This is a genomic window from Serratia sp. X10 (genome assembly GCF_017811775.1).
Taxonomy (GTDB): Bacteria; Pseudomonadota; Gammaproteobacteria; order Enterobacterales; family Enterobacteriaceae; genus Serratia; species Serratia ureilytica.
The window spans coordinates 676,965-698,506 of the sequence record NZ_JAEIOH010000003.1 but is presented as its reverse complement, the minus strand read 5'-3'; the positions used below and the strand labels follow the sequence as shown (position 1 = coordinate 698,506).

At 55.4% G+C, this 21,542-nt stretch carries 17 protein-coding genes; 15 read left to right on the top strand and 2 right to left on the bottom strand.

The window, feature by feature from the left end; all coding sequences use genetic code 11:
• The first annotated feature begins 65 nt into the window (after window positions 1–65).
• The 5 genes from J9788_RS13715 (at window position 66) to J9788_RS13695 (ending at window position 7,371) form a co-directional block, all read left to right on the top strand.
• Window positions 66–2,765 (top strand): TonB-dependent receptor, encoded by a 2,700-nt coding sequence (locus J9788_RS13715; protein ID WP_182265037.1) that lies wholly within the window; start codon window positions 66–68, stop codon window positions 2,763–2,765.
• A gap of 78 nt (window positions 2,766–2,843) precedes the next feature.
• Window positions 2,844–3,410, top strand: a complete 567-nt coding sequence (locus J9788_RS13710) for a heme acquisition protein HasA (RefSeq protein ID WP_046897558.1) — start codon at window positions 2,844–2,846, stop codon at window positions 3,408–3,410.
• 72 nt (window positions 3,411–3,482) lie between these two features.
• Entirely contained in the window at window positions 3,483–5,261 is a 1,779-nt protein-coding gene (locus tag J9788_RS13705; protein WP_046897619.1) for a type I secretion system permease/ATPase, read from the top strand.
• Window positions 5,258–6,589: an HlyD family type I secretion periplasmic adaptor subunit gene (locus J9788_RS13700; protein ID WP_046897557.1), complete on the top strand. Its 1,332-nt coding sequence runs from the start codon at window positions 5,258–5,260 to the stop codon at window positions 6,587–6,589. Before J9788_RS13705 ends, J9788_RS13700 begins: the two co-directional genes overlap by 4 nt.
• Window positions 6,590–6,591: 2 nt before the next feature.
• Window positions 6,592–7,371, top strand: coding sequence for an energy transducer TonB (locus tag J9788_RS13695; RefSeq protein WP_046897556.1), 780 nt, complete (start codon window positions 6,592–6,594; stop codon window positions 7,369–7,371).
• A gap of 23 nt (window positions 7,372–7,394) precedes the next feature.
• Here the strand turns inward: J9788_RS13695 and J9788_RS25260 are convergent, their stop codons facing one another.
• Window positions 7,395–7,628, bottom strand: coding sequence for a LuxR C-terminal-related transcriptional regulator (locus J9788_RS25260; protein WP_072056031.1), 234 nt, complete (start codon window positions 7,626–7,628; stop codon window positions 7,395–7,397).
• A gap of 702 nt (window positions 7,629–8,330) precedes the next feature.
• Between J9788_RS25260 and J9788_RS13685 the strand changes: the two genes are divergently transcribed.
• From J9788_RS13685 to ppnP, 9 genes are all read left to right on the top strand, one after another.
• Complete coding sequence (locus tag J9788_RS13685) at window positions 8,331–9,041, top strand: glycosyltransferase family 2 protein (RefSeq protein ID WP_046897555.1); 711 nt, start codon at window positions 8,331–8,333, stop codon at window positions 9,039–9,041.
• Window positions 9,038–9,691 carry an AAA family ATPase gene (locus J9788_RS13680; RefSeq protein ID WP_046897554.1) on the top strand — a complete coding sequence of 218 codons (654 nt, stop codon included), beginning with the start codon at window positions 9,038–9,040 and terminating at the stop codon, window positions 9,689–9,691. The genes J9788_RS13685 and J9788_RS13680 overlap by 4 nt, the downstream gene beginning before the upstream one ends.
• On the top strand, window positions 9,688–10,932 hold the full coding sequence (locus J9788_RS13675) for a glycosyltransferase family 2 protein (RefSeq protein ID WP_046897553.1): 1,245 nt from the start codon (window positions 9,688–9,690) through the stop codon (window positions 10,930–10,932). Before J9788_RS13680 ends, J9788_RS13675 begins: the two co-directional genes overlap by 4 nt.
• Before the next feature lie 64 nt (window positions 10,933–10,996).
• A complete protein-coding gene (locus J9788_RS13670) occupies window positions 10,997–12,784 on the top strand; it encodes an ABC transporter ATP-binding protein (protein ID WP_046897552.1) in 1,788 nt (595 codons plus the stop codon).
• Between the two features lie 63 nt (window positions 12,785–12,847).
• Window positions 12,848–14,338 carry a hypothetical protein gene (locus J9788_RS13665; RefSeq protein ID WP_182265036.1) on the top strand — a complete coding sequence of 497 codons (1,491 nt, stop codon included), beginning with the start codon at window positions 12,848–12,850 and terminating at the stop codon, window positions 14,336–14,338.
• 115 nt (window positions 14,339–14,453) lie between these two features.
• Window positions 14,454–15,140, top strand: a complete 687-nt coding sequence (locus J9788_RS13660; RefSeq protein WP_046897550.1) for a phosphatase PAP2 family protein — start codon at window positions 14,454–14,456, stop codon at window positions 15,138–15,140.
• Between the two features lie 357 nt (window positions 15,141–15,497).
• A complete protein-coding gene (locus tag J9788_RS13655) occupies window positions 15,498–18,257 on the top strand; it encodes a two component system sensor kinase (RefSeq protein ID WP_046897549.1) in 2,760 nt (919 codons plus the stop codon).
• 34 nt (window positions 18,258–18,291) lie between these two features.
• Window positions 18,292–18,930: a two component system response regulator gene (locus tag J9788_RS13650; protein ID WP_046897548.1), complete on the top strand. Its 639-nt coding sequence runs from the start codon at window positions 18,292–18,294 to the stop codon at window positions 18,928–18,930.
• Window positions 18,931–19,100: 170 nt separating this feature from the next.
• Window positions 19,101–19,391, top strand: a complete 291-nt coding sequence (ppnP, locus tag J9788_RS13645) for a pyrimidine/purine nucleoside phosphorylase (protein WP_004940463.1) — start codon at window positions 19,101–19,103, stop codon at window positions 19,389–19,391.
• A 65-nt stretch (window positions 19,392–19,456) separates the two neighbouring features.
• On the opposite strand, the gene rdgC is transcribed toward ppnP, so the two are convergent.
• Window positions 19,457–20,368 carry a recombination-associated protein RdgC gene (gene rdgC, locus J9788_RS13640; protein ID WP_004940461.1) on the bottom strand — a complete coding sequence of 304 codons (912 nt, stop codon included), beginning with the start codon at window positions 20,366–20,368 and terminating at the stop codon, window positions 19,457–19,459.
• Window positions 20,369–20,584: 216 nt separating this feature from the next.
• On the opposite strand from rdgC, the gene mak reads away from it, so the two are divergent.
• On the top strand, window positions 20,585–21,499 hold the full coding sequence (gene mak, locus J9788_RS13635; RefSeq protein ID WP_182265035.1) for a fructokinase: 915 nt from the start codon (window positions 20,585–20,587) through the stop codon (window positions 21,497–21,499).
• Window positions 21,500–21,542 lie beyond the last annotated feature (43 nt).

The following is a 21,542-nucleotide window of genomic DNA, read 5'->3' as shown; positions in this document are numbered from 1 at the left end:
TGTTTAAACGAGATTGATTTCCATTATCACTTGGTTTGGCATTCTTTCGGGTGGAACACACACGCATGTTTATTCACAAGGGAACCACGCCGGCCGGCCGCTTGGCCACGGCGGTACGCGCTGCGTTGGCGGCGATGGTGCTGACTCAGCCTGTTGTGGCGATCGCCGCGCAGGCTGAAGCGAGCGGCGCGCAGGCCGCACAGCAAAAGAATTTCAACATTGAGGCGCAGCCTCTGCAGAGCGCCATGCTGCGCTTCGCCGAGCAGGCAGGCATGCAGGTGTTTTTCGACGAGGTGAAGCTCGACGGCATGCAGGCGGCGGCGCTGAACGGCAGCATGAGCGTTGAACAGGGCCTGCGGCGCTTGATCGGCGGCAATCCGGTGGCTTTCCGCCTGCAGCCGCAGGGGCAGATCGTATTGAGCCGGCTGCCGACGGCGAACGGCGATGGCGGCGCGCTGGCGCTGGATAGCCTGACGGTGCTGGGGGCCGGCGGCATGAGCGTCAACGACTGGGTTTACGACGAACCGCGCTCAGTCAGCGTCATCAGCCGCGAACAGATGGACAACCGCCCGGCGCGGCACGCGGCCGATATTCTGGAACAGACCACGGGCGCCTATTCCAGCGTCAGCCAGCAAGATCCGGCGCTGTCGGTCAACATCCGCGGCATACAAGACTATGGCCGGGTGAACATGAATATCGACGGCATGCGGCAGAATTTTCAAAAGAGCGGCCATGGACAGCGTAATGGCACCATGTACATCGATTCTGAACTGCTGTCCGGCGTGACCATCGACAAGGGCACCACCGGCGGCATGGGCAGCGCCGGCACGCTCGGCGGCATCGCCACCTTCAATACCGTCAGCGCGAGCGATTTCCTGGCGCCGGGCAAAGAGCTGGGCGGCAAGCTGCACGCCAGCACCGGCGATAACGGCACCCACTTCATCGGCAGCGGCATACTGGCATTGGGCAACGAAGCCGGCGATATCCTGCTGGCCGCCAGCGAACGCCATCTCGGCGACTATTGGCCCGGCAACAAGGGCGATATCGGTAACATTCGTATCAATAATGACACCGGCAATTACGATCGCTACGCCGAGAGCATCAAGAACAACAAAATCCCCGACACAAATTACCGTATGCACTCGCGGCTGGCCAAGGTGGGCTGGAATCTGCCCGCCAATCAGCGCCTGCAGCTGAGCTATCTGCAGACCCAGACTGCGTCGCCGATCGCCGGCACGCTGACCAACCTGGGCACTCGCCCACCCTATGAACTGGGCTGGAAGCGCACCGGTTACAGCGACGTGATGGCGCGCAACGCGGCGTTTGATTACAGCCTGGCGCCGGAAGGCGTCGACTGGCTCGATTTTCAGGCCAAGCTGTATTACGTCGATACTCAGGACGACAGCGACACCTACAGTACCAGCTCGCTGCTGGACAACGGCTACGCGACGCGTACCCGGCTGCGTACCTATGGCGCGCAGGCGCAAAACACCTCGCGCTTCAGCCTGGCACCGGGGCATGACTTCCGCACCAACTACGGGTTGGATTTCTATTACGACAAGGCGACCAGCGACTCTTCTCGTCAGGGCATGGAAGGGGTGACGCCGGCCGGTAACCGTTCGGTCGCCAGCCTGTTCGCCAACCTGACCTACGACTACGACGGCTGGTTGACGTTGGAGGGCGGGCTGCGTTACGACCGCTATCGCCTGCGCGGCCAGACCGGCCTGAGCTATTCGGATTTGGCCAAGGATGGGCAACGCTACACGATTGACAATCCTTGCAAAGCGCTGCGTCTGACCGGTTGTTCAACCACCACCCGCGAAGATTGGGCGGTTGACCGCGATCAGGGCAAGCTGTCGCCGACGCTGGCGGTGGCGGTGCGTCCCGGCGTGGAGTGGCTGGAGCTGTATTCCACCTACGGCAAATCCTGGCGGCCGCCGGCGATCACCGAAACGCTGACCAACGGCAGTGCGCACGGCTCCTCCACGCAATACCCCAACCCGTTTCTGCAGGCCGAACGCTCGCGCGCCTGGGAAGTCGGGTTCAACGTGCAGCAGCCGGATCTGTGGTTTGAGGGCGATCGGCTGGTGGCCAAGGTGGCCTACTTCGATACCAAAGTGGATAACTACATCAATTTGGCGATAGACCGCAATAAACCGGGGCTGGTGCAGCCGAGCATCGGCAATGCCGCTTACGTCAACAACCTGTCGAAAACCCGCTTCCGCGGGCTGGAGTACCAGCTCAACTATGACACCGGGGTGTTCTACGCCGATCTGACCTACACCCACATGATCGGCAAAAACGAGTTCTGCTCGAACAAAGCCTGGCTGGGAGGACGCCTGCGCTATGGCGACGGTTCGCGCCGCGGCAACTTCTATGTTGAACCGGATGCCGCGTCCAATGATGCCGTCACGTGCGACGGCGGCTCGCAGTTCGGCACCGCCGCTTACCTGCCGGGCGATCGCGGTTCGGTGACGCTGGGCGGCCGCGCTTTCGATCGCAAGCTGGACGCCGGGGTGACCGTGCGCTTCGCGCCGGGCTATCAGGACAGCTCGGTGCCGTCCAACTACCCGTATCTGGCCGACTGGCCGAAATACACCCTGTTCGATCTGTACGCCAGCTACAAGCTGACCGACAGCCTGACGCTGCGCGGCTCGGTGGAGAACCTGACCAACCGCGCCTACGTCGTCAGCTACGGCGAGACGCTGGCTAATACCCTGGGGCGCGGCCGCAGCGTGCAGGGCGGGGTGGAGTACCGTTTTTAAGCAGTAAAAGGGCGTTGCTCATCGTTGAGCACAGAGGTCGCCTCGCAAGGGGCGCCGTTCATCAATGGAGATAGAGAAATGGCATTTTCAGTCAATTATGACAGCAGTTTCGGCAGCTACAGCATCCATAACTATCTGAACGAGTGGGCGTCGTCGTTTGGCGATATCAACCACACCAACGGTAATGTCACCGACTCCAACAGCGGCGGTTTCTACGGCGGCAGCCTGTCCGGCAGCCAATATGCCGTGACCAGCACCGCCAATAACATCACCTCGTTCGTGGCGGGCGGCAACCTGACCTACACCCTGTTCAACGCACCGGCGCACACCCTGTACGGCCAGCTGGATTCGCTGTCGTTCGGCGACGGCCTTAACGGCGGCGGCTCTACGCCGTACAACATCCAGGTGCCTGACGTCAGCTTCGGCGGCCTGAATCTCAGCAGCCTGCAGGCGCAGGGCCACGATGGCGTGGTGCACCAGGTGGTGTACGGCCTGATGTCCGGCGATACCGGCGCGCTGGAAACCGCGCTGAACGGCATCCTCGACGACTACGGCCTGAGCGTCAATTCCACCTTCGATCAGGTGGCGGCGGCGGCGGCGGTGGGCGTGCAGCATGCCGACAGCCCGGAACTGCTGGCGGCCTGATCGCGGCCGTTTGCCCGCCGGAGCCGCGCGCCCCGGCGGGCGTTTTCTCGTTTTTAGCCGATGGAAAACGCCATGAAAAACGCCGTCAGGCGCGGAGAAGTGATGAGCGTGCTGGCCGCATACCGGCGCGGATTTTGGGGCATCGCACTGTTTACCGCGGTGATCAATCTGCTGATGCTGGCCCCGGCGCTGTACATGCTGCAGGTCTACGATCGCGTGTTGCCGTCGGGCAACCGCATGACGCTGGCGATGCTGACCCTGATGGTGGTCGGCCTTTACCTGTTTATGGGGCTGCTGGAGTGGGTCCGCAGCCAGGTGGTGATCCGCCTCGGCGCCCAGATGGATATGCGCCTCAATCAGCGGGTCTACGACGCCGCCTTCGAAACCAATCTGAAAACCGGCAACCCGTTGGCGGGGCAGGCGCTGAACGATCTGACCAACCTGCGCCAGTTCGCCACCGGCAATGCGCTGTTTGCGTTCTTCGATGCGCCCTGGTTCCCGGTTTATCTGCTGGTGGTGTTTCTGCTCCACCCCTGGCTTGGCGCGTTGGCCAGCGCCGGGGTAATCGTGCTGGTGCTGCTGGCCTGGCTCAACCAGCGGGTGTCGCAAGCGCCGCTCGCGGAGGCTGGCCGGGTCGCGCTGAGCGCCACGCAACAGGCCAACGGCAACCTGCGCAACGCCGAAGCCATTGCCGCCATGGGGATGCTGACCGACTTGCGCCTGCGTTGGTTGCGGCAGCATCAGCAGTTCCTGCTGTTGCAGAACCGCGCCAGCGAGAAAATCGCCGCCGTCACCGCCTGGTCGAAAACCGTGCGGCTGGCGCTGCAGTCGCTGATGTTGGGCTGCGGCGCGCTGCTGGCGGTCAACGGCGACATTACGCCGGGCATGATGATCGCCGGATCGATCCTGATCGGCAGGGTGCTGGGGCCGATCGATCAGCTGATCGGCGCCTGGAAGCAGTGGTCGTCGGCGCGCCAGTCCCTGCAGCGGCTGGAAGTGATGCTGGCCGCCAACCCGCCGCAGGCGGCGAGCCTGCCGCTGCCGGCCCCCAATGGCACCTTGACCGTGAATCAGCTGGCCGCCAGCGCGCCCGGCGGGAGCGCACCGGTATTGCACGGCGTCAGTTTTCGTCTGGAGGCCGGTGAGGTGCTGGGCGTCATTGGCGCATCCGGCTCGGGCAAAACGCTGCTGATGCGCCAACTGGTCGGCGCGCTGACGCCGCTCAGCGGCGACGTGCGGTTGGACGGCGCGGATATCCGGCAGTGGGATAAACAGCAGCTGGGGCCGCATATCGGCTACTTGCCACAGGATATCCAGCTGTTCGCCGGTACCCTGACGGAAAACATCGCCCGCTTTGGCCAGGTTGACGCCGAGAAGGTGGTGGCCGCGGCCGCGCTGGCCTGCGTGCACCAATTGATACTGCATTTGCCCAAAGGGTATGAAACTGAGCTGGGTGAGGGCGGCAGCGGCCTGTCCGGCGGTCAGCGTCAGCGGGTGGCGCTGGCGCGCGCGCTGTACGGTTCTCCGGCGTTGGTAGTGCTGGATGAACCGAATGCCAACCTCGATCGTGAAGGGGAAGAGGCGCTGCAGCGGGCGATCGAAGCGTTGAAGGCGCGCGGCACCACCATCGTGTTAGTGACTCACAAACCGGCGATCCTGGCGACCACCGACAAATTGCTGGTGCTGGCCGCTGGCCAGGTGCAGCACTTCGGCCCCAGTGACGCCATCCTGAAAAAGTTGCCTGGTTTTGCGCCCGCTGCCGTACCGGCCAACGTCGGCCGCAGCAGCGGTGGCTTCAACGTCAACTACGCCAACTTTGCCAAAACGGCCAGCGGTGAACGAAAAGTATGAGCAATCAGAGTGTGATCCCCGGCGATATCGACGCCCTTTCACGACAGTTCGACGAAGGGCGCCATCTGCGGCTCGGCGGCTGGCTGGTGCTGTTGGGGTTTGGCGGTTTCCTGCTGTGGGGGCTGTTGGCGCCGCTGGACAAAGGCGTGCCGGTCTCCGGCAGCGTGGTGGTGGCCGGTAACCGCAAGGCGGTACAGCACCCGAGCGGCGGCGTGGTGTCGCAAATTCAGGTGCATGAAGGCGACCGGGTCCGCGCCGGGCAGGTGCTGTTGCTGATGGATACCGTCGACAGCCGCACCCAGCGCGATGCGCTGCGCAGCCAGCAGTTGAGCAACGCCGCGCAGCGGGCGCGGCTGCAGGCCGAGCGCGACGGCCTGCAGGCGATCGCCTTTCCCGCGTTGTTGCAAGCGCGGCGGGAGGAGCCGGAGGTGATGTCGTTGATGCTGTTGCAACAGCAGCTGTTCACCAGCCGTCGTGCGGCGTTGCAGAGCGAGCTGGCGGCGATCGCGGAGAGCATCGCCGGATCGCAGGCGATGCTGGAGGGGATCCGGCAGTCTTACGCCAGCAAACAGCGGCAAAAGGCCATGTTGCAGGAGCAGCTGGGCGGCATGCGCAAGCTGGCGGCGCAGGGGTATGTGGCGCGCAATCGGCTGTTGGATCTGGAAGGACAGTATGCGCAGATTGACGGCCAGGCGTCCGAGGATACCGGCAATATCGGCCGCCTGGTGCGCCAGATCCTGGAGCTGAAGCTGCGGGCGATCCAGCGGCGGGAAGAGTATCAGAAAGAGGTCAGCAGCCAGCTGGCCGAGGTGCGGATGAAGCTGGACGAACTGGATAACCGCCTGGCCAAGGCGGAGGCCGATTTGGGCCATACGCAGGTGAAAGCGCCGGTGGCGGGTACCGTGGTGGGGCTGAGCGTGTTCACCGAAGGCGGCGTGATCGGCGCCGGTCAGCAGCTGATGGAGATCGTGCCCAGCGATCGGGGGCTGCAGGTGGAGGCGCGTATCCCGGTCGAGCTGATCGACAAGGTGCAGGTGGGATTGCCGGTCGAGCTGTTGTTCTCGGCGTTTAACCAAAGCACCACGCCGCGCGTTGAGGGCGAGGTGACGCTGGTCGGAGCCGATCGCCTGACCGACGAGAAAAGCGGCGCGCCCTATTACAGCGTGCGCGCCAAGGTCAGCGAAGCGGGGCTGCAACGCCTGAACGGGTTGGAGATCCGCCCGGGGATGCCGGTCGAAGGCTTCATCCGCACCGGCGAGCGTTCGATGATGAACTACCTGTTCAAACCGCTGACCGATCGCCTTCATCTGGCGCTGACGGAAGAGTGAGCATGTCGGTTTCGTCGCTGCCTTTCGCCGCACCCGGTGCCGCCATGCCCTGGCGCCGCTGCCTGGTGCTGGTGCTGACGCTGCATCTGCTGGCCGCGGCGCTGCTCTGGCCCTGGCGAGACAAGGCCGCGCCGCCGTGGGTGCCACCGCCGGCGGTCATGGTGCTGATGGCCGCCGCACCGCAGGCTCCTGCCGAGGTAAAACAACCGCCGGGACAAAGGACGCCGCCGCCTCAGGTTGAACCGCCGGCACCGCCGGAACCCTTGCCGACGGTGAAGGTGCCTGAAGCCGTACGGCCGAACATCGCCGTACCGCCGAAGCAGAAAAAACCGCCCAAGCCGGTGAAGAAAAAAAACCTGCCGCGCACGCCGCCGCAGGAGAAAACGATCGCGCCGCCGAAGGTTCAGGAGCAAAGCGCCGGCGCGCCGCCGCCGGGCCGGGCGGATAAAACGGCCGCGCCGCAAACCCGCCTGATGCCCTATGCGCAGACAGGAGAGGATAGCTGGCGCAGCCGCATCAACAGCCGCCTTAATCGCTTTAAGCGTTACCCCAAAGACGCATTGCGGCTGAAGCGCCAGGGCGTCGGGCAGGTGCTTTTTACGTTGGACAGGCAGGGCCATGTGCTGGCGGTAACGCTGGTCAGCAGCGCCGGGCTGCCGTCGCTGGATCGTGAAATCCAGGCGCTGGTCAAACGCGCTTCGCCGCTGCCGACACCGCCGGCGGACGCTTACGTCAACGGCACGGTGGAATTGACGTTGCCGATCGATTTCAGTTTACATTGAGCGCTTGCCGACGCTGCGGCGTTTTACAATAGACCCTGTATGCTAAGGCAAAGCAATTCGCGGGTGTTTTTTATGCCGAGCCTGTCCAGCGCTGTTCGCCGTTGGGTATAGATCGTTTTCGCTGTAACGCCTCTCTCACGCGCCAACGAAGAAATGGGAATACCTTGCAACGTGGCTAATACGACCTGACGCTCTTTGTCGGACAGTGATGCCGGCCGTACGCCGTGTCGGGCTATCTGTTTCTCTTTGCCATGCATCCAGGCTAAAAGGTTGCGTAGTAATATGTCGATTGGCAGATGAAGGTGGAAAACAATCGGTGATCCTACGTTTTTTGTCAAAGAACACCCATTGGTTGAGGCTGGATCCATCAGTAATGCAGATCGCCAATTCGGATGGCATGGTAGGCGACGATATAGTTGAACGATATTTCTCAGATAAGACACATTGCGCGGGAAAATGTGAAACAGTAACAATCCTGAATGCCCCTTTAGGCTCTGCCCCCGTATAAATGCCGCAGGCGAAGCGTAAGCGCTGAACTTTTCAACATGCGGCGTCAATAACTCTGCCAGCCCCACTTGTGTCAAGGCGCAGCTACTGATAATGCTCAGGCTGCGTGGTGTTGTCACTGCTGCAGCGACGGCGTTAACACGCGTTTTATCCTGTCTCTTTATATGCATTTCGTTTTTGGCTTCTTGGAAAGATATCCGCTATGACATCAATAACGGAGGTTTTTCACTATCAGGCCATTACCTGATTTTCCGCTCGAACCACTGGTCTGCGGCGTTAATATCAGGTGATGACCTGATACCCCATCCATGGTCTGTTTTCTATCATTAATCCCGCTTGGCGCATGCCGCCTGATTAGTCGAGGTGGCATTCTCCTGCAACGTTACGGGGGCTTTGATGACCCGCGAGCGGTTTAAATTTTCGCGAGAATCCATATTCATAGAGGGTGCTGTATGTGCATTGATGTTGTCGTTCCCGTTTTTAATCAGCTGGAGAAAACAATTCTTTTTGTTAATTCATTAGATAATCAAGTTAGCAATAGACTTATTATTGTCGATAACGGTAGCGATGAAGATACGCGGAATTATCTTGGCGGTTTGGATGCGACGTTGATTACTAATGCCATTAATTTTGGCTATACCAAAGGAATGAATCAAGGTTTATTGCAGGTGAAAAACGAGTATGTGCTTTTTGCCAATAACGATGTGATCTTACCTGCCAATGTGCTGCAGCGCCTGCTCGCGCATTTAGAAAATTATGACATTGTCGCCCCGTTAACGAATAAAGCCTCCGGAACCCCTGAGGCCGTTACGCCATTGCTTATTGAGTTCGATTCTCGGACTGGCGACATCGAGCCATTTTCCGAAGCGCTCTACGAAAAAAACAAAATGCGTTCGATGCCAATCCCCAGCGCCTATGGTCACTGTTTATTGATGAAGCGAGATGTGCTCGAAAAGGTGGGGCTGCTGGATGAGTCTTTCGAATCAGGCTACCACACCGATGACGATTTTTGCCGTCGAGCGATTGATATGAATTTAAAAATAGGTCTGGCGCTTGACTGTTTTGTTTTCCATTTTTGTCATTCTACATTCCGTTCTTTAGGTATTGATTCTAAGGATGAAATTGAAAAATCAACGCGCCTCTTCAAGGATAAGTTCAAATGATATTTATCGAAGGGTTGCCGTGCGCGGGGAAAAGCTTATTGGTTAATGCGCTGGCGGCGCAGGGGACGAGCGTCTGTTTTGAGCTGGGGAAGGTGTTGAGTAGGGCGGATTTTCCAGGCAACGGTCTTTCTGTGGCAGAGGTTGAAAAAATCAACGAGTGGTTTATCGCTAAGGAATGTGAACGCATGCGGGGAAAGGCACATTACTTTGATCGTTCATATTTCACCCATCTTTGTTACGCCTATGCCTACGGAAGATTTATGTCGCTCGATATTTTTCCAGCAACGGTGAAAAAATATGCAGAAAAAATCTCTGATGGCGGTTTACCCCTGCCGTGGGGGATTGTTTATGTCGATATAGAAAGCAAAGAGTCGATTGCCAGACAAGAAAACAAGATAGCCACGCGCGTTTCTCGTGGCCTGCCGGCATTCTGGCGAAACGAACAGTTTTTGAATGACACATGCGATGCCTATCAAAATCTGTTTTCTTCTTGTTTTGACATTCCTGTTCTTTCTATAGATGCGAGGCTTAGTACGCAGGCGAAATTGAATCAGTTGAATGAGTGGATGTCAGGCGTGGTGGCGCGGCATGGCGCAGCCATTGATTGCAATGCGTTTATAGAAAAAAGCCTCAGGGATGAAACCAGATGATGATGGTCTATTATTTTTCTTTTGCTCTGATCTTTCTCTTTTTGGTTGTTAATGTGTCACAGTATATCAATATCAGTAAGAGTCAGAGATTTATTAGAAAAGAGATACAGGTTACGTTAACGGGCGAGAGACGAAATCGTCTGATTGTTTTAATTCCGGTTATGGATGAGCATAAAATAATTAATGATACGATCATGTATTTTAATCGTATTCTTTCATCTCATCCAGACAGTCTTTTAGTCTTTGTGACAACCCAAAAAGAAGGCCGCGCGGAGAAGAATAAAACCTATCAGAAAATATTGCCTTATTTATCTGAGAAAACGTTAATCATTCATTATCCCTTCCTTTCGGGAAATAAGGCTCATCAGATCAACTATGCGGTTGAACGGTTGGGACGTATGCAGAAAATGGGTGGGGGGCCAACCTACTATGGCGTGTTTGATGCAGATTCTCGGCCGGATCCTCGAGGACTTGATTATGTTGCTCAGAGTCTCGAGGAAGCAAACGTGTATCAAATGCTGCCGGTGTATTCGACCAATTTTGATGAGCTTTCTCTTTTTGGCAAAGCGTCCGCCATTTTTCAAACGCGCTGGATGATGAGCTACGAGTTGCCGACTCTGTTGAAAAATTACCAGATGCAAAAGGCGACTCACTTATCTTATTGCATTGGTCATGGCTTATTCATACGGCAGCAGTATTTTGAGGAGAATCTCTTTCCGGTTGAAACCGTTACGGAAGATCTTCTGTTCGGTTATCGGGCGGTTATGCACAGTGTATACGCCAAGCCTGTGCCTTATTTTGACTATTGCTCCTCCGTGAGCCGATTTTCTGCCGGCGTGCGGCAGTCAGCGCGTTGGCACGCAGGGGATCTTTCCTCGTTGATGTTGCTGATGGGAGAGAAAAGCAGCGGCAGCGCGAATCGTTTTCGTTGCTTGAAAATGAAGCGTATGTTCACCATGTTACAGTGGCCTCTGGGGCCGGTTTTCACGATCGCCGTATTGTGTGTTCTGCTCGCATTGCAATGCTGGCCGGGTGTTATGGCTCTGTTGATCCTTATCGGCAGCTATGTATTCCTATTGCACTCCCCGGTAATTAAATATTTTTTTCCCCGTCGAAGGGATCTGCCTTCACTTTATGGCGCGCTTTTGGTAAAGAGCGCTGCGAATTGCCTTGGGGCGCTTTATAGTTATTTTCTTAGATTGAATCCGAAAGTGGATTTATGGTTTAAAACCCCTCGTTAAAAGTTTGACTGCGTGAATTTCTGCTTTTTAACAGGTCTGTTTTCGGAATTTTTACGGTGCGGATATGGAATATAAGAAAGACGGTTCTGGCGATGTGACCCTGACGGCGATATTTTTATTTGTTTTCAAACAATGGGCAGAGCACCCTTGGCGAATGATGCTTGTTGTCATTCTGGCGCTGTCTTCTGCGCTGAGCGATATATTGGTTCCGGTATTTGCCGCCGATTTTGTCAACGTTCTGACGGAGGGAGGGAGCCCATTCCTGTCTTTTTTTATGATGATGGGGCTGGGAGCCGCTGGCGCTCTGCTGCGTCAATGCCTGAACTTAAATATTGCTTCATTGACGTTGACGATGATGAGCCTGGCCGGTGCGCGTGCTTTTAAACAAATACAATCCTTGACGGCAGATTGGCACGCCAATGGGTTTGCCGGCTCGACCGTGCGGCAAATTACCCGTGGGATGTGGGCTTTGGTGGCGTTTAATGAAACTCTGCTGGCAGGTCTGTTGCCTATCGGGGCCATGCTGATCGGTAGCACGGTGTCCGTGTGGCTGCACTGGCCAATGGCCGGCGGCGTTTTCGGCATCGGAGGGGTATTGTTCAGTATCGTGGCCGTGTTGTTGACCGTTCTGTATGTTGCGCCCGCAGCCCGCACTGGCAATGCATGGGATAGCCGCATTGGCGGAGCTTTAGCCGACGCACTGAGCTGCAATTCGGTCGTAAAAGCTTTCGGCGCGGAAGTTCGGGAAGAAGAGCGGCTGGCTCGGATCCTGGCCGCCTGGCGTCGTCATACCTCATGGGCCTGGATGCGCAGCAATGTTAATGGCGGCGTGCAGGAAATAATGCTGGTTGCACTGCAAACTCTGGTATTGGGGGTGCTGCTGTTGCTCTGGCGGCGTGGGGTAATCAACGTCGGTGATATCACGTTTATGTTAACGACGTTATTTATGCTGCAGGGGTACCTGCGCCGCATCGGAAGCAATTTCCGCCATCTCCAGCGAGCGATGAATGAATTGGAAGCGATGGTGGCGTTTAAACGCATTCCCGCCGAAGGGCGCGCGGATGACAAGGGAAATGCGGTGACGATCAGCCGCGGCGAAATTTGTTTTTCTGATGTCGACTTCAGCTACAGCGGCTCTGGCGTTCCACGGCTTTATCAGAAGATGAATGTCATTATCAACGCCGGGGAACGGGTTGGGCTGGTGGGCTATTCCGGTTCGGGAAAATCAACGTTCGTCAGGCTGATTCAGCGTCTTTATGAGGTTCAAGGCGGAAAGATCACCATTGATGGGCAAGATATCACTCGAATGCAGCTTGCCTCCCTGCGCCGCCAAATCGCGACGGTTCCACAAGAGCCCCTGTTGTTCCATCGTTCTCTGGCCGAAAACATCGCTTACGCCAAACCTGACGCAACGCAGGACGAGATAGAGCGGGCAGCGAAATTGGCTGGGATCCACACGTTGATCGGCCGATTGCCGGAAGGATACGACACGCTGGTGGGGGAGCGGGGCGTCAAGCTGTCAGGGGGGGAGCGTCAACGCGTGGCGATCGCGCGCGCTTTTTTAGTGGATATGCCGATATTGATTCTCGATGAGGCGACTTCCAGCCTGGACAATGAAAGCGAAGCGCACATTCAACGCTCGATGAATGAGTTGATGAAAAACCGAACGACACTGGTGATAGCGCATCGGCTGTCTACATTGCGTCGAATGGATAGGATCCTCGTTTTTAGCCATGGGCGCATTGTAGAGCAAGGATCACATGATGAGCTTATTGCAATCGAGAGTGGCGTGTATAGGAAATTATTTGAGCGACAGCAGATGACGGAGAAAAATACGCAATCCTCAAGCTAATCTCATGCTGGTGAATAATATTATATTCCCAGGTTCTAGTTTCAATCAATAATAGGCATTTTTATGAGAGCGGTAACCACATGCAGTGAAATAGAAAGCGGATTGACGGTAACTCAGTTCGAATACCAGCAATTAAAACGCTTGGCGCTGACGATAATGGATAAGGTTTCAACGTCATGGCCTGTCGTTTTTATCGGCGTGGGACGTTCCCCGACGCCATTGATGGCATTTCTCGAGTGTTATCTAGGAAAGGCGTTTGTGATTAACTTGCCGCTGAGTGGCTTTCGTCATAATTACCTCGGGGAGAATGTTTCTCTGCTAAGAGAACCGTTGACCGATGATCAGAACAAAGCACTACTGCTTCACTTTCAACGCTTTATTCCAATTGAAAAGGTGCGCAATAGTCACGTGGTCGTGATCGACTTTATCGACTCTGGGGCTTCTTTAGTGGCTGCCACCCATTATATCCGGCATTATCTTCGCCGATACGACGATACCGAGAACATTAGTGCGGTATCGCTGCGAGCTACGGCGCTGCCTGAATGTTTTCGTTCTGCCATGCAGACGTTGGAACTGGACTATGCAGATTTCCCTATTCACGCCGATACTGAAGCGTGCTCTGAAAAACATTTTAAGTTAGGCCGCGGTAATTATTATGACGCTATCTCAGCGGTAAAAGGGGCATTTAAAATATCGGAAGGTCACCTCACGGAGATGTTGGTCGAGAATCATGTGGCGTATCGGGACTATATGCGGCAACTTGCCGAGCATATGTGCAGGGATGGCGATATCGAGGATCCGATTCGCGGGCCTGTGCAAACCGTGATTGACGGTAAGCGAAGCGTTAATAAGAACTGCCATTCCTGGAGTGATGCCAGGGCATTGTATCGTCAATACAGCACTTTTCCCTCGCATGTGAGCTGTCAGTTAAAGGGAAACATCGTCAACTATTCTTACGTGACCGGTGAGACGTTGGAGAGCGTGGTGTTGCGAAAGGATGAACGTGCGCCATTATTACTGACACAACTCGCCAGGGCGCTGGGCCAGCTGCATTGGAATCATGTACTGATAATTAAACATTATGAGAGAATCTGTTCGGAGAGACGAAAGGACAGCATTCCGCGTATCAATAATATCACATATGGTTATTTTTCCCAGATCCATGGCGATGCACACTTGAGAAATATGCTGGTGACGCCGGAGTATAAATTGGTCTTTATCGATAGGATGCGGCAGTGTGGCGATGTATTGTACGACTTCCCCTTTATTCTCTCATTGCTTTGTCTGGAGTTCAGGCAGCGGGATGGTTATTTCTATTCGTTGGTGAGCGTGTTTTTTCAATGTTATGAGAATTATGTTGATGATAAGGCTAATTTTTATCGTGCATTTATGGTTAACTTTATAAATTACGCAAAAATAGCGTATGAAAATTATAATTGCACCATGCCTCCTTTTAATGAATGGAAAGTGGCGCAGGAGTTGCTCGAGGCGGCTAAAGGCTATGGCGATTTTAAAACGTTTTTAATCTCATACTTCGGTCATGATAAAGCGTGACGGCCGCTTTTATCTTTTTTTATTTCATGTTTGATAAGGCTATTTTATGATACGTAAGTGCTTAAGTACTGCGGTTTGCTGTTTTCTTTTTTTGGGTGGCGCACAGGCGTCCGAAATGACGAAAGACGGCGAGCCGAATTCTTTTATGACTCGAAGCCAATTGCCGGACAGCCTGTCGATTCTTCCTTCTCCCCCGAGCAATGACAGCGTGGCCTTTCTTTTGGATAAGGCCGCATACGAACAAGGCCGCAGCCTGGCGGGGAGTGACAGATGGTTGCAGGCTATTAATGATGCGAATTTATCTGACGAAAATATTGGGAAGCCGTTTTCTCAAGCACTGGGAGTTGATATTTCTGAAGATAAAACACCGATTACCTATTTACTGTTAAAAAAAATTCGTACCGATGCTGGGCGATTTGCAGCGGCTTCGGCAAAGCGATATTACATGCGGCCAAGGCCGTTCATGTTTTTCAATACACATACCTGTACGCCACAGGATGAGGGGAAGTTGCGCATGAACGGCTCTTATCCCTCCGGACACACTACGTTGGGATGGACAATGGCGCTGGTGCTGGCGGAAATCAGGCCGGAACGGCAGAATCAATTATTACAACGCGGTTATGAATACGGTCAAAGCCGAGTAATATGCGGAGCGCATTGGCAGAGTGACGTCGATGCCGGACGTATTTTGGGCGCAGCGGTTTTTGCACGCCTGCATGCTGATGAGCGGTTTGTTGCGGCGCTGAATGAGGCAAAAAAAGAAATGCATAATCAGGCTGGGCTTTTGCAGGATACGGAATAATTTCCTGACTGGCCGCATAACCTCTAATCTTTTGCCGCTGGCGTTATGTGGCCGGGTTTTTCCCAGCATGAACTACGCCACGCCCCGTGCGTTGGCTCATCGGGCGCGTCTTACCATGATATTGAGCGATTATGGCCGGCGTGGGCGGTGGTCATGTATAAATGCACAATCCGTTTAGGTATTGTATGGGTTTGCGTTTTTCTTATCTAGTATCATTATCCCGTACGACTCTCCTGGCGTGTTGTTACCAAATGAACCGTGGATTCTCGCACCGATATTCGCTCTCTCCGCATTGCGTTCAGAATTGTTCCGGCATTTCATAAGGATGGTATGCCGTAGTACTACAGGGATAAGAAAATGAGAATGCATTCGTCATTAGTTTTTAGGCTAACGATATTCTTATCGTTGAGCCTGATGCTGATATGGTTGGTTTCAGTCGTGACGACCGTGTTCTTTTCATTAAGCCACGCAGATAGGCATGTTATTGACGAACTTTCGCATTTGGCGTCACTTCGTGTTGAGCTAAGCAACCATCGCTTTGAAGGTGCGGAAAGAGACGCGCAAGATCTGGCAAGGCGTTATGATAGCTTCTGCAAGAAACATGATCTGAATAATAATATATCGGCAAAAAGTGACAGTCGATACTTGCCGATAAATAGCAAGGCCTGCCATCTCAATCATGCGATTCATCGTGATAATTGGTTTATCCAGGCATATGGAACCGCAGGTCAAACCTATTATTTAGACAGTTTTCTCATCAAGCCCTCTCAGGGGATTTCCCTTTACCCGCCAGAGAAAATTACTGACGATTACTTTTCCCAGCGTCGATTGGGGTTATCGCAGTTCCAAACGTATCCGCATCACGATAATATCTATTGGGGAAATCCGGAGTACCTTTCTGGCAGTGGCTGGAGCATTTCGGTAGCGGCAGGCGATAAAGCGGGCGGTCTGATAGGTTATGCCATAAGATTGGATGACCTGTTGTCCTATGGGCATGCGGTGACAGATTTTGACGTCAATATTTGGCTGGATCGCAACCAACAGCCATTACCTTTTTTTCGAGGAAAACTCCCGGCGGAAGAAGAAGAGCGCATTGTCAACGCGCTGCAAACAATACAATTGCGTGACGGTTGGCAACGGATCCCGGGTTACCGGGTATTGCGCATTCAGCTCAAAGGCCCCGGCTGGCAGCAAGTGGTTCTTTATCCCGATCGCGGCATATTGGAAGAGGCAGTTGAACAGGCAAAAACGCAGTTGCCTTTTGCATTGGGCATTTTGTTATTGATAACGTTGGCGCTCTTTTGGATGCTGCGCCGTTATTTGGCACAGCCGTTGTGGCAATTCGTTGACGTTATTTGCCAAACCAGCGCCGAGAATTTTTATCCTCGTCTTCTCGAGCACCGGCGAGATGAATTGGGGCAAATCGCCATCGCTTATAATCGGCTGCTGGACAAGTTGAATCAGCAATACGCGACTCTGGAAAAAAAGGTGGTGGAAAGAACGCGTGCGCTGAAAGAGGCGAAACGTAAGGCTGAGTTGGCGAATAAAAGAAAAAGCCGTCATTTAACCGCAATCAGCCATGAATTGCGCACACCGCTCAATGGAACTTTAGGGGCGCTGGAACTGTTGAGAACCGGGGATATGGATCAACAACAGCAGTGGCTTGCAGATAGCGCACATCAGTGCACGCTGTCTTTAATTGAGATTATTAATCAGTTGCTCGATTTTTCTCGCATTGAAGCGGGGCAAATAGAACTGCAATCCGCCCCCTGCCAACTTCTACCGCTACTCGATCAGGCGATGATGACGATACAGGGGGCTGCTCAGAGCAAAGGGTTGGTGCTGTCGGTCCATTTGGCGGCCAATGTGCCGCACCATCTTTGTCTGGATGCGCTGAGAGTGCGGCAAATTCTGGTGAATTTGCTCGGTAACGCCTGCAAGTTCACCGACCATGGCCATATTGCCATGCAGGTAGAACGCGTCGGCAAGACGCTGGTTTTCAACGTGGAAGATAGCGGCCGCGGTGTCTCTGAGGAACATCTCGCCTCCATATTCATGCCTTTTTACCAGGCGCAGACGCATGCTCAGGGGACAGGGTTAGGGCTTACGATCGCCGCCACGCTTGCCAAAATGATGGGAGGCCGGTTGGACTTCAGCAGCATTTTAGGCCGTGGCAGCCGTGTGGCGTTCCATATGCCGCTGGGGCAGTTCAGCGAGCCCGAGCCGCTGTGCGGCGTTGTTGGCGCTCCGGCGGCGCTGCATCCCCAATTGCTGTCTTGGGGGATATCGTGCCTGACACAAGATCCTGCCGAAGGGGGGCTCAATACCGATCTGGCATTTTTGCCGGGGCGTCTGCATGACGCGGTGAAATGCCTATTGACCGGCAGCGCTCCGCAAAGCCGGAACCTGCTCCCCCTTCAACCCTGGCGTCTGCGCGTGTTGTTGGTGGACGATACGGCCACTAACCGCGACATCATCAGCGTCATACTTGCAAGCCTGGGGCAAGAGGTTCATCAAGCTGAAAACGCCACGCAAGCGTTGCAATTAGGTCGTGAACATCGCTTTGACGTGGTGTTGATGGATCTGCAGATGCCGGACTGCGATGGGCTGACGTTGGCGCGGTTATGGCGGGATGATGCGCAGGTGCAGGACGGCGGTTGCATGATTGTGGCTTTGTCGGCGCATACCGGCGCGGAGGAGAAAGGGCGCGCCATTCGGGCTGGGATGAACGACTACCTGGCAAAACCGGTTACGCTCAGCCAGCTTTCGCAACTGCTTGAACTGGTTGCCGAATATCAAATAAGTCGCGATATTAGCATTATAAATCAATTAGATACCGGAAGACCCATATTGGCGATGGACGACGGGCCGATAGGCGCCACCGTCGTTTGCGAATTACGCAGACTTCTGGTGGAAGCTGAGCAAACCTGTGGCCGAATGACGGATTTTGCGAAAACGTTGCACACGATCAAAGGGATATGCGGCCAAGCTGGGTTGACGCAGGCTACGCAGTTGATCGTTGAATTGGAGCGTCAAATCCTTGCGAAGGAGACGCCGCAGCAAGAACGATTGGTATCTCTGCTCCGATTGATTCGCACTCAACTGAACATTGATTGAAAACCCATAAAAATAGACGGGTACTGGGCCTATTATGAACGCTTATCGTGTGTTGATCGTTGACGATCATCAGTTGATTATTCATGGTGTGCGCACGCTGCTTTCGGCGTATCCACGTTATCAGATAGTTGGATATATCGAAAATGGTCTGTCGGTATATGCGGCCTGCAATGAGTTTATGCCGGACATCGTGGTTCTGGACTTGGGGTTGCCGGGGCTGGGGGGACTGGAGGTCATCGAACAACTTTGCCAGCGCTGGCCAAGGCTGCGCATATTGGTGCTTACGGCAGTGCAGGACGAAATAACGGCCAGCCGGGCGATACGCGCCGGGGCCATGGGATATGTGTTAAAGACCAGTTCTCAAATGGTGTTGCTGAGCGCGATTACCCACGTGGTAGCCCGCAAGTGTTATTTGGATCCTGATTTGGATCCCCTCCTCATTGCTCAATTAAGCAATGAGGAGGGCAGCGGCGCTTTGCTTACGCGAAGAGAACGTCAGGTGTTGCAACTTATCAGCGAAGGTAATGCAAATCGCAATATTGCGGAATTGCTGAATATCAGCATCAAAACAGTCGAAACTCATCGTCTTAACACCATGCGTAAACTCAATGCACACAAGGTAACTGAATTGTTGCAGTCGGCCCGGCGATTGGGGCTGCTGAACGCTGTGTAGGGAAGGGGAGAGGGGAGGCATCTCCCTGGAAAATCGGAATGCTACCTGTCACTGTCTGCGAGCGCTTTCCTCTGCGACGCGATCGCATTTCGCGCGAAAAACCAGTGACAGATCAACCGTAATCCCCCAATATGGATTTTCCATCAAGATGATTACGCGGGTGCCAGTCTATGCTGAAAGTGAATGAGTATTTTGCCGGAAAAGTGAAGTCTATCGGTTTTGACAGTAGCAGCATCGGTCTTACCAGCGTGGGCGTGATGGAAGAGGGCGAATATACCTTCTCCACCGCGCAGCCGGAAGAAATGACGGTGATCACCGGGGCGCTGAAAGTGCTGCTGCCGGGGGCGCCGGACTGGCAGGTGTTTACGCCGGGCGAGAAGTTCTTCGTGCCGGGGCACAGCGAGTTCAACCTGCAGGTGGCCGACGCAACCGCCTATCTGTGCCGCTACCTGAGCAAATAAAGGTTGCTCGTTAGGGGAACGCAGGGCTCAGCGAACGCTGGGCCCTGGTCGTTTCTGAGGCGGGATTAACGCTGGGCTTCGCCGCCGAGCGCTTCGATGGTGTTTTTGATCAACGCCGCCAGCTCGCTGGTCATCAGGATAAAGTCGGCGTCAAAGCGCTGGGCGAAGTCGTCGCGATCGATGTCGTCGTTCTGCTCGCGCAGCGTGTCGGCGAACTTCAGGCGCTTGAGCGAACCGTCGTCCGACAGCATCAGCTGAATGCGCTCCTGCCAATCCACCGCCAGCTTGGTCACCAACTTGCCGGCTTCGATGTGCACCGCGATTTCGTCGCTGATCAGATTCTGTTTCTTGCAACGGATCACGCCGCCTTCTTCCAGAATCGCTTTCAATTCCGCTTCATCCTGAATGGCGAAGCCGGCCGGCATCTCGCCGGAACGCACCCATTCGGTCAGCGTCAGTTCGATCGGGCTTTCCATGGTCAGCGGCACCACCGGCAGCGAACCGAGGCTTTTGCGCAGCAGCGCCAGCGTATCTTCGGCGCGTTTGGCGCTGGCGGCATCGACCATGATCAGATCGTTGACGGTGTCGATCCACATGAAAGTCTGGTTGAAGCGGCTGAATGCGCGCGGCAGCAGGCTGTGCAGCACTTCATCCTTCAGCGCGTCCTTCTCGGTTTTCTTCAGTTTGCGGTGTTGTTCCGCCTCCAGGCGCTCAATCTTGGCCTGCAGCTCTTGCTTGATGACCGGCGACGGCAGGATTTTCTCTTCCTTGCGCGCGCAGATGACGATTTGGCCGTTGACCGCGTGCGTCAATGCATCGCTGTGCGAACCCATCGGGGAGACCCAGCCGGTCTTCGCCATGTCCTGGCTGCCGCACGGCGTGAAGGCGAACGCGCTGAGTTGTTTTTCCATTTCATCCGCGTTTAGCGCCACTTCGCGGCTCAAACGGTAAACCATCAAATTCTTAAACCACAGCATAATGTTATCCCAGGCTGGGCGTGCGTTCGGCACGCTGATTCGTCAAAAGCAGGGCGGCATGATAACGAATTGACGCTGAAAAATCGCCCCATTCTCTCTGAATTGCGTCGCTTTACGCAGCGAGAAAGGACGGGACGGAGGGTGGGAAACAGGTGATTCATTCGCGCGCTTACATTAGGCTGTGGCAACGCTGCGCGGCATCGAGGAGAAAAATACGTGCGCATTGGCATCGACTTGGGTGGAACGAAAATTGAAGTGATTGCGTTGGCGGACGACGGGCGGGAGCGGTTTCGCCATCGTATCGCCACGCCGCGCCATGACTACCGGCAAACTTTGGCGGCGATCGTCGGGTTGGTGAAACTGGCCGAGGATCATACCGGCGAACGGGGATCGGTCGGGATCGGCATTCCCGGCACGCTGTCGCCGTTTACCGGGCGGGTGAAAAACGCCAACTCGGTGTGGCTCAACGGCCAACTGCTGGACGAGGATCTGTCTGCGCTGCTGACGCGAGAGGTGCGCATCGCCAACGACGCCAACTGTCTGGCGGTGTCGGAAGCCACCGACGGCGCCGGCGCCGGCGCGAAAACCGTGTTTGCGGTCATCATCGGCACCGGCTGCGGCGCCGGCGTGGCGCTGAACGGCCAGGCGCATGCCGGCGGCAACGGCATCGCCGGTGAATGGGGGCACAATCCGCTGCCGTGGCAGGATGACGATGAGCTGCGCTACGCCCGCGAAGTGCCGTGTTACTGCGGCAAGCCGGGTTGCATCGAAACCTTTGTTTCCGGCACCGGTTTCGCCACCGACTATGCGCGCCTGAGCGGCAATGCGCTGCAAGGGCATGAGATCATGGCGCTGTGCGAGCGGGGCGATGCGTTGGCGGAGCAGGCGATTGGCCGCTACGAAATGCGGCTGGCGAAATCGCTGGCGCACGTGATCAACATGCTGGATCCGGATGTGGTGGTGCTCGGCGGTGGCATGAGCAACGTGGATCGTCTGTATCGCACGGTGCCGCAACTGGTGAAAGGCTGGGTGTTCGGCGGCGAGTGTGAAACGCCGATCCGCAAGGCCGTTCACGGCGATTCCAGCGGCGTGCGCGGCGCGGCCTGGCTGTGGCCGCAACAGCAGCGCTAAGCGTTGCAACAAAGCGCGAGGCTGCTCGCGCTTTAAACCCTTC

Bases quoted from the DNA above. Each gene is read 5' to 3' on its own strand.
- J9788_RS13715 (WP_182265037.1), top strand. From the start codon at position 66: ATGTTTATTCACAAGGGAACCACGCCGGCCGGCCGCTTGGCCACGGCG.
- J9788_RS13710 (WP_046897558.1), top strand. From the start codon at position 2,844: ATGGCATTTTCAGTCAATTATGACAGCAGTTTCGGCAGCTACAGCATC.
- J9788_RS13705 (WP_046897619.1), top strand. From the start codon at position 3,483: ATGAAAAACGCCGTCAGGCGCGGAGAAGTGATGAGCGTGCTGGCCGCA.
- J9788_RS13700 (WP_046897557.1), top strand. From the start codon at position 5,258: ATGAGCAATCAGAGTGTGATCCCCGGCGATATCGACGCCCTTTCACGA.
- J9788_RS13695 (WP_046897556.1), top strand. From the start codon at position 6,592: ATGTCGGTTTCGTCGCTGCCTTTCGCCGCACCCGGTGCCGCCATGCCC.
- J9788_RS25260 (WP_072056031.1), bottom strand. From the start codon at position 7,628: ATGCATGGCAAAGAGAAACAGATAGCCCGACACGGCGTACGGCCGGCA.
- J9788_RS13685 (WP_046897555.1), top strand. From the start codon at position 8,331: ATGTGCATTGATGTTGTCGTTCCCGTTTTTAATCAGCTGGAGAAAACA.
- J9788_RS13680 (WP_046897554.1), top strand. From the start codon at position 9,038: ATGATATTTATCGAAGGGTTGCCGTGCGCGGGGAAAAGCTTATTGGTT.
- J9788_RS13675 (WP_046897553.1), top strand. From the start codon at position 9,688: ATGATGATGGTCTATTATTTTTCTTTTGCTCTGATCTTTCTCTTTTTG.
- J9788_RS13670 (WP_046897552.1), top strand. From the start codon at position 10,997: ATGGAATATAAGAAAGACGGTTCTGGCGATGTGACCCTGACGGCGATA.
- J9788_RS13665 (WP_182265036.1), top strand. From the start codon at position 12,848: ATGAGAGCGGTAACCACATGCAGTGAAATAGAAAGCGGATTGACGGTA.
- J9788_RS13660 (WP_046897550.1), top strand. From the start codon at position 14,454: ATGACGAAAGACGGCGAGCCGAATTCTTTTATGACTCGAAGCCAATTG.
- J9788_RS13655 (WP_046897549.1), top strand. From the start codon at position 15,498: ATGAGAATGCATTCGTCATTAGTTTTTAGGCTAACGATATTCTTATCG.
- J9788_RS13650 (WP_046897548.1), top strand. From the start codon at position 18,292: ATGAACGCTTATCGTGTGTTGATCGTTGACGATCATCAGTTGATTATT.
- ppnP (WP_004940463.1), top strand. From the start codon at position 19,101: ATGCTGAAAGTGAATGAGTATTTTGCCGGAAAAGTGAAGTCTATCGGT.
- rdgC (WP_004940461.1), bottom strand. From the start codon at position 20,368: ATGCTGTGGTTTAAGAATTTGATGGTTTACCGTTTGAGCCGCGAAGTG.